The sequence below is a fragment of the Candidatus Poriferisocius sp. genome (assembly GCF_965208475.1).
Taxonomy (GTDB): Bacteria; Actinomycetota; Acidimicrobiia; order Acidimicrobiales; family Bin134; genus Poriferisocius.
In genome coordinates this window covers 2,803,261-2,814,796 of record NZ_OZ242338.1, presented here as the reverse complement: position 1 = coordinate 2,814,796, position 11,536 = coordinate 2,803,261, and the positions used below count along the sequence as shown (strand labels likewise).

Annotated in this window: 10 protein-coding genes and 3 pseudogenes; 6 read left to right on the top strand and 7 right to left on the bottom strand. The window is 63.2% G+C overall.

Annotated features, from left to right (window positions below):
• Window positions 1-10: 10 nt before the first annotated feature.
• From ACOGXA_RS13095 to ACOGXA_RS13085, 3 genes and pseudogenes are all read left to right on the top strand, one after another.
• Window positions 11-229, top strand: a pseudogene (locus ACOGXA_RS13095) (transposase); the annotation flags it as partial.
• A 339-nt stretch (window positions 230-568) separates the two neighbouring features.
• Window positions 569-1,039, top strand: a complete 471-nt coding sequence (locus tag ACOGXA_RS13090; RefSeq protein ID WP_419924309.1) for a hypothetical protein — start codon at window positions 569-571, stop codon at window positions 1,037-1,039.
• A 35-nt stretch (window positions 1,040-1,074) separates the two neighbouring features.
• Complete coding sequence (locus ACOGXA_RS13085) at window positions 1,075-1,770, top strand: hypothetical protein (protein ID WP_419924308.1); 696 nt, start codon at window positions 1,075-1,077, stop codon at window positions 1,768-1,770.
• A 594-nt stretch (window positions 1,771-2,364) separates the two neighbouring features.
• Here ACOGXA_RS13085 and ACOGXA_RS13080 read toward each other — a convergent pair.
• Together ACOGXA_RS13080 and ACOGXA_RS13075 are read right to left on the bottom strand one after the other, a co-directional pair.
• Window positions 2,365-3,180, bottom strand: a complete 816-nt coding sequence (locus tag ACOGXA_RS13080) for a hypothetical protein (RefSeq protein ID WP_419924307.1) — start codon at window positions 3,178-3,180, stop codon at window positions 2,365-2,367.
• 64 nt (window positions 3,181-3,244) lie between these two features.
• Window positions 3,245-3,463 (bottom strand): annotated as a pseudogene (locus ACOGXA_RS13075) (transposase); the annotation flags it as partial.
• A 254-nt stretch (window positions 3,464-3,717) separates the two neighbouring features.
• Here ACOGXA_RS13075 and ACOGXA_RS13070 point away from each other — a divergent pair.
• Window positions 3,718-4,911: an IS110 family transposase gene (locus tag ACOGXA_RS13070; RefSeq protein WP_419926946.1), complete on the top strand. Its 1,194-nt coding sequence runs from the start codon at window positions 3,718-3,720 to the stop codon at window positions 4,909-4,911.
• On the opposite strand, the pseudogene ACOGXA_RS13065 reads toward ACOGXA_RS13070, so the two are convergent.
• The 5 genes and pseudogenes from ACOGXA_RS13065 to ACOGXA_RS13045 form a co-directional block, all read right to left on the bottom strand.
• A pseudogene (locus ACOGXA_RS13065) lies at window positions 4,865-5,974 on the bottom strand (IS256 family transposase); the annotation flags it as partial. The gene ACOGXA_RS13070 and the pseudogene ACOGXA_RS13065 overlap by 47 nt on opposite strands.
• A 57-nt stretch (window positions 5,975-6,031) precedes the next feature.
• Window positions 6,032-6,727 (bottom strand): hypothetical protein, encoded by a 696-nt coding sequence (locus tag ACOGXA_RS13060; RefSeq protein WP_419924306.1) that lies wholly within the window; start codon window positions 6,725-6,727, stop codon window positions 6,032-6,034.
• Window positions 6,728-7,146: 419 nt separating this feature from the next.
• Window positions 7,147-8,478 carry a HipA domain-containing protein gene (locus tag ACOGXA_RS13055; protein WP_419924305.1) on the bottom strand — a complete coding sequence of 444 codons (1,332 nt, stop codon included), beginning with the start codon at window positions 8,476-8,478 and terminating at the stop codon, window positions 7,147-7,149.
• A gap of 1 nt (window position 8,479) precedes the next feature.
• Window positions 8,480-8,776, bottom strand: a complete 297-nt coding sequence (locus ACOGXA_RS13050; RefSeq protein WP_419924304.1) for a helix-turn-helix domain-containing protein — start codon at window positions 8,774-8,776, stop codon at window positions 8,480-8,482.
• A gap of 88 nt (window positions 8,777-8,864) precedes the next feature.
• Window positions 8,865-9,311, bottom strand: coding sequence for a hypothetical protein (locus ACOGXA_RS13045; RefSeq protein ID WP_419924303.1), 447 nt, complete (start codon window positions 9,309-9,311; stop codon window positions 8,865-8,867).
• Between the two features lie 156 nt (window positions 9,312-9,467).
• Here ACOGXA_RS13045 and sucC point away from each other — a divergent pair, with 156 nt between their 5' ends.
• Complete coding sequence (gene sucC, locus ACOGXA_RS13040; RefSeq protein WP_419924302.1) at window positions 9,468-10,616, top strand: ADP-forming succinate--CoA ligase subunit beta; 1,149 nt, start codon at window positions 9,468-9,470, stop codon at window positions 10,614-10,616.
• Window positions 10,613-11,497, top strand: coding sequence for a succinate--CoA ligase subunit alpha (gene sucD, locus ACOGXA_RS13035; protein WP_419924301.1), 885 nt, complete (start codon window positions 10,613-10,615; stop codon window positions 11,495-11,497). The genes sucC and sucD overlap by 4 nt, the downstream gene beginning before the upstream one ends.
• Window positions 11,498-11,536 lie beyond the last annotated feature (39 nt).

Below are 11,536 nucleotides of genomic sequence, written 5' to 3'. Positions count from 1 at the left end.
CATACCCGATACCAACGCCGTAGAGAGCCTCAACGCCAGGTTCCGACGAGCGGTACGCCACCGAGGGCACTTCCCCAACGAGCAGGCCGCCATGAAAATCCTCTACCTTGTCGCCACCACCAAACGAAAGAACCGCAGCAACCTCACCGGCAAGACCAACGGCTGGAAAGCCATACTGAACACACTGACCATCCACTACGGCGACCGGATCGCCGACCACATCAAATGAAAACCATCACGACCTGTTACACAAAAAAACTGACAGACCCGGGTTAACGACAAATATCATGCGGGGAGTTGTTTACGGAGGGTCTGTTACGGTGGAGTGGTGGAGTTGAGCCGGGCGCACTGGGGTTCGGTCAGGTCGTTTGCGGTGAGGATTGCCCGTTTCGCGGGGTGCGTGGTGGAGGCCCACCGCTTGGGGAATGAGCCCGGGGGGTCTCGGAAGCCTTGGGGGATAGGGTTTCAGCGGCGTGCCTGCTTGGTTTACGCGCAAACGCTGCGTCCTGAATATCTCAAGGGCGTCGCCGATGCGAGTGCATATTGCGCGGGGTTGATGGATGATGCTGTGCCGGAAGATGGGGTCGCAGCCGATTGGGGGATTGTCGCGGAGTTCCTGCGCTCCACTTCAGAGGCCTTGTGGGAGTTGCCGGAGGTTGGGGGGGTTGCTTACAGAGCGGGGGCCGACGAGTTAGGGTCGGTGCCTCCGGCGGTTCTGCGGTATGAGTTGCTTGCCGGTTTTCTTCACCCGGTGGGGGTTGCCCGACTGAGGGAGGCGGCCGAGGCGGTGGAGCGCTGTTGCCAGCGGCAATTGGGGGTTGTGCCGACGGCCCGTGAACTGGAATGGATCATCTCTGTGGCTGCCCAAGAGCCGGTGGTTGAGCTCGCTAGGCGCAATGCGACGTCGACTAGGGGCATGTACCGGCAGTTGGAGGCGATGTGGGGGCGCCTCGGCGTCCGCAACCAAGTCCAGGGGGTGGCTTTGGCAGTCCAGGAGGGGTGGATAGGCCCGCCTCCAGCCGGGTGGCGCAGCCCCTAGCTGTCTCCTTACCCGTAGACGCCTATCCTTGGCGTGTGCGCGTCAGCGACCGGCAGTTGGAAGTGGTTCTCAAGCATGCCATCCCCATCGAGCGATACGCCAAGCGGATCTCCGAGGCTCACGAACTGGGCCATGGCCCCGGCAGCAATGCGGATATCTGCGATCTGGGGCTACAGCGCAAAGCGCAGAAAGTGTGGAAGGAGACGCTCCCACCTCCTTTCCTGAGCAAGGTGGCCGACTCGTACGGGCGATGCGCCCAGATGATGAGCGGTGCGCTGCCCGATGACTCAGCCGACGGTGACTGGGACATCGTCTGCCGCTATCTGGGGGCGGTCGCGACCGCAATAGCCGAAGACTCAGAACAGGGGATGAATCAGGCGCCGTTGGACATGCCCGACATCGCAGAGATGCCAGACGTGATTCGCTACGACAGTCTGGCCGAGCTGATGCACCCCGATGCCGTCGAAGGGCTGCGGTCGGCGTCTGTCGCGGTGGCGCGATATTGCCGTTTCGCCACGCAGATAGCACCCGACGAGACGCAGATGGCGTGCTTGCAGGGCCTGGCCAGCGGGGAGAAGCACGCCGACCTCGCCGAGCGCCTCGGCTACTCCGAGCGCCACCTCCAGCGAATACTCGCCGACATGTGGCACCAGTTCGGAGTCGACAGCGCCATCGAGGGCGTGGCGTTCGCCGTTGATCAAGGCTGGATCACCGTGCCCAAACGCACCTAGCAAGAACCGCATGTTGCTTGCTAGGAGACACGCGCTCCAAGTGATTGCTCAGGATCCGCCGTTGGCGATCGCTTCCGCGTCAGTTTGTCGTAGCCGTCCAACCAACACCTGGAACAGAGTCAGTCGCGCTGATTGTATCGGGAATGGCAACAACCGCTAGAAGCACGATGACGAATGTCAAAGCCGCGAGGAGCACGAAGAGAATTGTCAAAGCGCCTGTCTGCTGCGTTCTCCGATTGTGTCTGCTGACCATCATGGTGCTTCCTCCGTTGCCTCTGTTCGAATGCCAGCTGTCGCTGAACTCGTAATCTGCTTCTGACTGTTACTTCCTCCTAAACAGAATCATAGAGATCTCGTACGTCGATGGCAGCCCAAACCGCTGTCAAAACATGACAAGTTTTTGTCATGTTTTGACACTTGACAGTGGCGAGGCCAGGGTGTACAGGCAGCGTGTGTTGCGTGTACCGCTCACCGCACTGGCTCGTTCGCCGGTCGAGACCTTCTGGCAGATGCCGCCCAAGCACCCCGTACCCCGGTTGAGGCCGATCCTGACCCGGCACGGGTGGTCGTGGGCGACGGCGTGATCCATGCTGCTCACTCTTTGACGCCGACACTGCCGTCCCCGCTGAAATCACCGCCGGAACTAACTATTTTGACAATGGGCAACGGGTCTAGCAAGTCACCAAGTTCGATCGACTGAGGCTGGCCGTCTGAAGACAGGCTGTGATCAAAGGCGGGGAAGGTCACATTGTTCGACTCATCAACAAATCCCAAAAGCTCGCCTCCGCGAAGTACTCCGAAGACTCCAGGCTCGAGATCCAAGGCTGTTTTTTCGTTTGAGTGGAGTGGAGCAGCAATTCGTTTACCTTCGAGTTCCGTTTTGAGTGAGTTCAAGTCAACTGGATTAAGCAAGAATAAGCTAATAGTAATCTGGTTTACTCCAGTGTAGTCATCGTCCAAATATAGTGAGTTTTCAACTGCGATAGATAAGTGGATAGTAGATAGCCAGGAGTCAGTCGAATTGAATACATGTGTCTTTCGGGTAGCCGGCTCTCCGACAACTTGAGGACCACCTGGCCATGAGTAACCGTTGCCAGCGGTCACTTTGACAACTCTCCCAACAACAAATATATCCGACGCTGGACCTACAGTCTTGCCATCAACAACAAACGTTGTGCGAGGAGTGGTTTCCAGAGCGGAGCTATACAGAGGCCGCTCATATGACACACTTGAGTTGAACTCCTCTATCTTATCAGTCAATGAAATACCTGTTGATTCCGACTTATGCACGCCACCACCGCAAGCACTTGCAATGACGATCAGCACTACTAGAGAGGCCATCAGTGTTTTCTTGCTTAACAATGGACCTCTGTAAACATCATCTCGAAAAGGCATGACCTTGAGGTTCATTCTGAAACGAATCTGTGTTCGAACGGGTCTGTCAGTTTTTTTGTGTAACAGGTCGTGATGGTTTTCATTTGATGTGGTCGGCGATCCGGTCGCCGTAGTGGATGGTCAGTGTGTTCAGTATGGCTTTCCAGCCGTTGGTCTTGCCGGTGAGGTTGCTGCGGTTCTTTCGTTTGGTGGTGGCGACAAGGTAGAGGATTTTCATGGCGGCCTGCTCGTTGGGGAAGTGCCCTCGGTGGCGTACCGCTCGTCGGAACCTGGCGTTGAGGCTCTCTACGGCGTTGGTATCGGGTATGAAATCTGCGGCGTCTCGGGCGCTTGCTGCTTTGGCCGGTAGGGTCTGGGTTGCCGGGTTCGGGGTGCTGAGGAGGAACAGCTAGGGCAGGCCGTCCTTACACAGTGAGCTGCGAGCTCGTGTTAGTACTTGGCCGCCCCTGCGACTGGCCCGGCTGCGCTGTGAGCGCGAATCCGTTTTTGTCGTGTCCGCCCGGCGGTTCCTCATTGATGTCTGAGAGGAGCTGTCATATGCGGTGGATTGGGATGGACGTGCATCGTTCGTTTGCGCAGATCGCCGTCGTCGAAGCGGGGGTGTGCCGCGACGAGGGGAGGATCGGTGTGCGTCCGGAGGACCTGCGGGCTTGGGCGGAGGAGTTCTTGGAGCCTGGCGACGAGGTGGCTTTGGAGGCGACGACGAACTCGGACGCGATCGCGGTGATGCTGCGCGGGGTCGTGGCCCGGGTGGTGGTGTCGAACCCGCGCAAGACTCGGGCGATAGCGGAGGCGAAAGTCAAGACCGACAAGGTGGATGCCCGCATCCTTGCGCAGCTGTTGGCGGCGGATTTCTTGCCGGAGACGTGGGTGGCCGACGACCGGACCCGCCGCCGCCGGCGTCTGGTCGCCCAGCGGACAAATCTGGTGAAGCAGCGGACCAGGCTGAAGAACAGGGTGCATGCGATCCTGTCGCGGAACCTGGTGGCGACGTGCCCGCACTCTGATCTGTTCGGAAGCGCCGGCCGCCGCTGGCTCGCCGGCCAGGACCTGCCGGGCGACGAGCGGCGCAGCGTCGAGGCGCTCTTGCGCCAGATCGACTTCCATGGCGCAGAGCTCACCGAGGTTGAGCAGGACATCGCCGCCGACGCCCTGGATGATCCGGTGATCGCCCGGCTGATGACGGTGCCGGGGATCAACGTGACCGCGGCGATGTCGATTGTTGCCGCGGTCGGCGACTTCTCACGGTTCGAGTCGCCGGACCGCCTGGTGTCCTACCTCGGGTTGAACCCGAGGGTGTCCCAGTCGGGAAACAGCCCGGCCGCCCACGGGCGGATCACCAAAGCCGGACGCGGCCAGGCCCGAGGCATGCTGGTCGAGGCAGCGTTCTCCGCGGCGCGAGCCCCCGGGCCGCTGCGGGCGTTCCACCGGCGCATCCATCAGCGCCGCGGCTTCCAAATCGCCACCGTCGCCACCGCCCGAAAAATGGCGGTGCTGTGCTGGCACCTGGTCACCAAAGGCGAGGACTACGCGTTCGCCCGCCCCAGCCTGGTCGCGCACAAGCGCCGCGGCCTCGAGCTCGCCGCCGGATCCGAATCCCGCCGCGGGCCGACCGCCGGGCCGTCGCGGGACTACCACATCAAAGAGCTGCGAGACGCCGAGAAAGCCCTCGTCGAGCAACAAGAGCGGGCCTACGAGGTCCTCGTCTCCCACTGGCAGCCCCAAAAACCCGCACCCCCTGCTTGACAATTGCATCCGTGGTGTAGACCACCCGGCGCAGCTCGGCGGGGAACTCCAGGAACGGTGTGAACTCGTCCCAGCTGTTGCGCCAGGCTCGGATCATGGCCGGGTAGGTGTCCTCCCAGTCTTGGGCGAACGCCTCGAAGCGGGCCTCGGCGGCCCCGACGGTGGGGGCGGTGTAGATCTCCCGCATTGATCGGGTGATCGGCCCCCAGTGCGTCTTGGCCGCGTAGCGCAGGCTGTTGCGGACCATGTGCACCACGCAGGTCTGCACCGTCGCCTCGGGCCAGGTCATGCGGATCGACTCCGGCAGGCCCCTCAGCCCGTCGCAGCACACGATCAACGCGTCGGCCAGGCCCCGGTTGCGGAGCTCGCCCAGCATCGCCGCCCACTGTTTGGCGCCCTCGCCTCCCGATGGGCCCAGCCACAGGCCCAAAACGTCTCGCTCGCCAGCCAGATCCACGCCGATGGCGACATAGACGGGCCGGTTCGCGACCTGCGAGTCGCGGACCTTGACCACTATCGCGTCGATCAGCAGAACCGGGTACACCGCGTCGAGGGGCCGGTTCTGCCAAACGGCCATGTCGGAGACGATCTCGTCGGTGATCTTGGAGATCGTCTCCCGGCTCACCGACGTGTCGTAGATCTCTTCGAGGTGCGCCTGGATCTCGCCGGTGGTGAGCCCCTTCGCGTAGAGGCTGATCACGTTGCCCGACAGGCCGTCCAAGCGGCGCTTGTGCTTGGGCACCGCGACGGGCTCGAAAGTCCCCGCCCGGTCACGGGGCACCCGAAGGTCGATCTCGCCGATCTCGGTGGTGACCCGCTTGGGCGAAGAGCCGTTGCGCGAGTTCCCCGACCCGCGGCCCTCCGGAGCGTGGCGCTCATAGCCCAAATGGCCGGCCATCTCGACCTCCAACCCGGTCTGGAGGACCTGGCGTACCAGCCCCGTCAACAGCCCGCCGTCGCCGGTCAGCTCCACGCCCTCGGCGCGGGCACGCTCGACCAACAGCTCGGCCCAGTCCTGCATCGCCGCCTCACCGGCGGCCTCGTTCGCCGGCACAGCCGGCATATCCTGATCAGTCACAGACATGATCCTTCCCGGCCCGCAGCACCAAACCGCGGACCCTCAGATCACGCCCGATACACAAAATTCCTGACAGTCCCGTTCGATCCACTGAGGGTAGTAGCCGCGGGCGATGATGTCGGCGTATCTGGGGCATTTTTGGCCGTTGAGGTATTGGCTGGCGGTGGCTGTGGCGGTGACTTGGTGCTGCGAGTGGCAGCGGAATGTGTGGTAGGTGGGGTCGGCGATGACTGGCCAGGCGGTCACGCTGCTGGTGTCCACTGTGATTGTGATTGCGGTTTTGGCGACTGTCTGGGTGATCGGCACTGCTTGCCCGTTGGCGTCAAGCGCCCAGGGGGCGAGTATTGAGCCGATCACGAGTTTGTTGTCGTTGACGAATAAGGCGCCGCCGTTGTCTAGGGCAACTGCTGAGTTGTTCTGGTCGAGTTGGAGTTTCACGGTGTAGGACTTCGGTGCTTGGGCGTTCTCGAGGACGGCCATCATCCTGTATCCCCGGCTCCCTTCGAGGCCTTGCACGAGCCAGCGGGAGTTCTCGTTGATCTGGAGGCCTGTCATTCCGACGGCGCCGACTTGTTTGTCGGTGCCTTTGAGTATGAAGGCCACGCCACAGTCAGATTCCAGCCTGCCGTCAACGATGGCCGGGGCGTCGCTGTTGGACTGGTCCAGCAGTTCTGTGTGCTCGTCCAAGATTTCCAGGGCGGAGTCATCGTCGGCGGTGTTCTCTGCGACCTGTCCCACAGCTCCATTCGTTGGACCAGTGCTGTCGTCGAGCGGTCCTGTCGGGGCGAGAGCGCCGCCGGCGCTGCCGGTTGAGCTACCGACGCTGCCGCAGATGGGAGCTTCGTCCAAAGCGGGATCCGCAGAAGCCGCGGGAGCCAGCATCGCGGCGATCAGACAAACAACGACAACGGCAATCGCCTTTGCCCTGGCTTGTCGGAAGCGGCGGCGGATTCTTATATCTTCCCCCCGTGTTCTGGCTGTTCGGGGGAACCCTGCTGGCAGGATTCCGACCAAATGCACCTTCCACTTGAAGTTACCGAGAACCGGGCTCACAAGGGAGCATAAACAGTGTCAAAACATGACGAGCTCTTGTCACGTCTTGACACTCGACACGGTTGATATCAGGGTGTACTGCCAGTGTGTTGTACCGATGTTGCTCAGGGGCCGTCGTTGGCGTCTGGACTTTCGATGATGTGGGCGGCTTGGGCGGCTGACTTCTCGCAGTGGTGGGCACGGGATGTTATTTCTCTGTGCAGTGTCTCCACGATGGGCAGGTTGGCCTTGTCGGGGGGGAGGTTTTCGATTGCTGCGTCGAGGGCGGCTGGGAGTCGGGAGGCGAGGTCGGCGGCCCGGCGGGCGGTTGTTCCGGCTTCGAGTCTGAGTTGCTCCGCGGTGCGGACCAGCGAGGCGGGCTGGTCGGCGTCGGCGATGGTGTAGTGGTCGCCCATGCGCATCGCCAGGCGGAAGATGCCGATGGGCTGGTCTTTGCGGTAGGGGAGCCAGCTGTTGGCGTCGTAGACGGGGGAGAGGACGGCGGTGCCAGCGGCGGGGTGCATGAGGCTGTAGTTCTTGGCGTGAGCGTCGATGCTCGCGGCGACCCATATGTAAAGGAGGCTGTCTCGGAACCTGCTGATGTTGGTTTCAGCGTTGGCCGGGTCGGCCCGCCTCAGGAGTGCCGTAACCTCTTCGGGGCCGGGCCCGCCCTCGCGCTGGTACTTCTGGTCTGGTCGGTAGCCGAGTGCCTGGCAGAGGTCTTCTTGGTGGATGCGGGCGGTTCCGCCGGGGGTTCTGTCGAATCTCTCCACAACGATTACCTCCAAATCGTCGTCGTAGTCGGCTATCGAAGTAAGGGCTGAGGCCAGGCCGCAGCGGGCGGCGGCTTCCATGATCAGGTGCTCGGTGACCGCCTCGTGGGGGAACGTGCGGTGGCGGGCCGCCTTGATGATGTGGGTGGTCGGGGTAGGGCCTTGGGGGACGGTCCACCCGCCGTCTTCGGCGCGCCGCACTGCGACCTTGGGCTGCATGCCGGCCAGGCTGAAGCCGGAGTCGGCCCCTTTTCCCCGGTAGGCGCGGCGGGCCGGGTCTGCTTGAACTTGGCGCAGCCAGTCGGCGATCTCGGCTTCTGTGATCGGGGTCTGCTCGCCCTGTCGGCTGATCAGTGCAGACACCGCGTCGGGCAGGCAGAACTGGACTGCCCCCGCGCAGTCGGCGCCCATCGGGGTGCCGAGCATCTGGGCGTAGTCCCGGGACCGGAGGCCGTGCTCCCGGAGGAGGCTTCGGATGGTCTGGGTGTCATCGGGGAGGAGTCCTTCGAGCCACCAGCGGAGCTTTTCCCCTTCGGCGCCACCGGCGGATAGGGGGAATTGGGCCGACAGCGGTGGGCCGGGGCGGCTGATGTATTGGGGGTGGTACTCGAATGACGGGTCGGCACCTGACGGGAGGTGCAGGGTTCCCATATGCCGGGTGCCGATGAGGACGGCCAGTTCCATCTCAATCTCTCCGGCTCAGTGCTTCCAGGTAGGCGTCGATGTCGAATTCCGGTTCGGGCCGTGGAGCGGCGCGGAGCATGTGGCCGAGTTCGCGGAGCGCGGCCATCGCCAGCCCGACCTCGATGGTGGGCTTGCCGTTCTCGGCCTCGGACAGCCACTTGCGGGACACGCCCAGGCGGGCCGCCAGCACTGCCTGGGTGATCCCTTGGCGGCGCCGCTCGGTTCGGATGAAATGTCCTAAGTCGCCGGGGCTGAACAGGGGGGCATGGCCGGCGGCTTCATGTGTGGTATCTGCCATTTGACCACGATATCACCGTACGGTGACATCAATAGCGTGACATCGTTCGATTACATAGCTTGTCTGAGGTCGAACGGTCATATAGCGACTATTGGCTGCCGGGTCCGTCGTTGGCGTTGACGTCGACGATCAGGTTGCCGTCGTCTACCCATACGCCGTACTGGGTCAGGCCGTCGCCGGTGGCGGAGTACACCAGGGTGGGATCGCAGGTGTCGACGAACAGCCGTCGGCCGGCGTCCCATTCGACCACGCAGTCGCCAGTGGCACCGGGAGACTGGACGTCGAAGGCGAACCAGCCCTTCTCGGGGTCGTCGCCGATGTGGTTGATCCAGATGCTGCGCCCTCGGCTCAGCGGGGCCCACGGGACCGGTCCCCGCTCGTCGATCTCGGCGGCCAGGTTCTCGGCGTCGCCGGCGTTGAAATCGTCGTCGCCCAGCTTCACCTCGATTTGATCGGATCCGGCCAGCGACACCACGGCGAACACCAGACCCACGCCCAGCGCGATGCTGATGACGCTGTAGATAACGGCCCTCAAGGGGGTGATTCTTGGACCCGATGAGACGGGCATGTCGCTCCCTCGGTTCGTTCCAACTGATGGGGTAGCTCCTAGTATCGCGGCGAAGCGTCGGCGGCACGAACCATCGCCAAGCCGCCAGCGCAAACTTGGCCAACGCGCTGTATTGGGGAGCCTGTGGATCTATTCGAATATCAGGGAAAACAGTTCTTCGCGTCATACGACATGCCGGTATCGCCGGGTGAGGCAGTCACCACCGTCGAAGACGCAGTGGCCGCCGCCGAACGGCTGGGGACACTGGTCATGGTCAAAGCCCAGGTCCACACCGGCGGGCGGGGCAAGGCCGGGGGCGTGAAGTTCGCCGCCGACATCGACGCCGTGCGCACCCATGCCACCAACATCTTGGGGCTCGACATCCGGGGCCACATCGTGGAGAACCTGTGGATCGAGAAGGCCTCCGACATCGCCGAGGAGTACTACGCGAGCTTCACCCTCGACCGGTCGGCCAAAAAGCACCTGGGCATGCTGTCGGCCGAAGGAGGGGTGGAGATCGAGGCGGTGGCCGAGGAGAACCCCGGCGCCATCGCCAAGATCTGGGTCGACCCGGTGGGCGGCCTGGCCGAGGACCAGTGCCGCCAATGGGTGCTGGCCGCCAAGCTCAACCCCGACGTCACCGACCAGACGGTGGAACTGCTGATGAAGCTTTATGGGGCCTACACCGACGGCGACGCCGATCTGGTGGAGATCAACCCTCTGATCGTCACGCCCGAGGGCCGGGTGCACGTGCTCGACGCCAAGGTCACCCTCGACGGCAACGCCGGCTTCCGCCACGACTTAGCCCCGTTCGACGCCACCCAGCCCCGGGACGAGCGAGAGGCCGCCGCCCACGCCAAGGGGCTTCAATACGTGGGCCTGGAGGGCTCGGTGGGGGTGATCGCCAACGGCGCAGGGCTGGCCATGAGCACGGTGGACGTGGTCAATCAGGTTGGCGGCAAGCCGGCCAACTTCCTGGACATCGGAGGCGGGGCCAACGCCGACGTGATGTCCGGGGCGCTGGAGGTCATCAACAACGACCCTGCTGTGAAGTCGATCTTCATCAACATCTTCGGGGGCATAACCCGGGGCGAGGAAGTAGCCAACGGCATCATCGAGGCCATGAACCGGGTGGACATCAGCTCGCCCATCGTGGTCCGCCTCGACGGCACCAACGCTGTCGTGGGCTGGTCTCTCCTGGATCCGTACCTCAGCGACCGGCTGGTAATGGAGCCCACCATGTTGGATGCGGCCCAAAAAGCCGTTGCTCTCGTAGAAGGGGCCGCATCATGAGCATTTTCGTCGACGAGAACACCAAGGTGGTCTACCAGGGACTCACCGGGAGCCAGGGCCGGTACTACGGCTTGTTGAACCGGGACTACGGAACCAAAGTAGTGGCCGGCACCAACCCTAAAAAGGCGGGCACCGACGTTGAGGGAGTGCCCGTATTCGCCACCGTGGCTGATGCCGTCGAGGCCACCGGCGCCAACGCGTCGTGCGTGTTCATCCCCGCCGCCGGAGTGCGCAGTGCAGTGCTAGAGGCCGCCGATGGCGGGGTGAAGCTGATCGTGGTAATTACCGAGGGCGTGCCCATGCACGACGAGGTCTACTTCTACAACAAGCTCAAGTCCGACTATCCCGGCGTGCGGCTGCTCGGCCCCAACTGCCCCGGCCTCATCAGCCCCGGCAAGGCCAACATCGGCATCACCGCCGGCCACATCGCCAAAGAGGGCGGTCCGGTGGGCATCGTGAGCCGCTCGGGAACCCTCACCTACCAGGCGTTGTACGAGCTGAAGCAGAAGAACATCGGCTGCACCACCTGTGTGGGCATCGGCGGCGACCCGGTGCCGGGCACCTCCTTCATCGACTGCTTGGCCGCCTTCGAGGAAGACCCCGAAACCGAGGCGGTGATGATGATCGGCGAGATCGGCGGGTCGGCCGAGGAGGAGGCCGCCGAGTTCATCGCCGCCAACGTGTCCAAGCCGGTAGTGGCCTACATCGCCGGTATGACCGCTCCGCCGGGCAAGAAGATGGGCCACGCCGGGGCCATCGTGTCGGGAGGCAAGGGCACCGCCCAGGCCAAAATGGACGCCCTGGCCGCCGCCGGAGTCCGCATCGGCCAGAGCCCCAGCGAAGCCGGCGACATCATGGCCGAGGTGGTCGACGGACTCTGACATTCGGGGCGAATCGACTGGGAAAACGACATCCCGAGC

Coding starts and splice junctions, on each gene's coding strand:
- ACOGXA_RS13055 (WP_419924305.1), bottom strand. CDS start 8,478: ATGGAACTGGCCGTCCTCATCGGCACCCGGCATATGGGAACCCTGCAC.
- sucD (WP_419924301.1), top strand. CDS start 10,613: ATGAGCATTTTCGTCGACGAGAACACCAAGGTGGTCTACCAGGGACTC.
- ACOGXA_RS13050 (WP_419924304.1), bottom strand. CDS start 8,776: ATGGCAGATACCACACATGAAGCCGCCGGCCATGCCCCCCTGTTCAGC.
- ACOGXA_RS13070 (WP_419926946.1), top strand. CDS start 3,718: ATGGACGTGCATCGTTCGTTTGCGCAGATCGCCGTCGTCGAAGCGGGG.
- ACOGXA_RS13080 (WP_419924307.1), bottom strand. CDS start 3,180: ATGAACCTCAAGGTCATGCCTTTTCGAGATGATGTTTACAGAGGTCCA.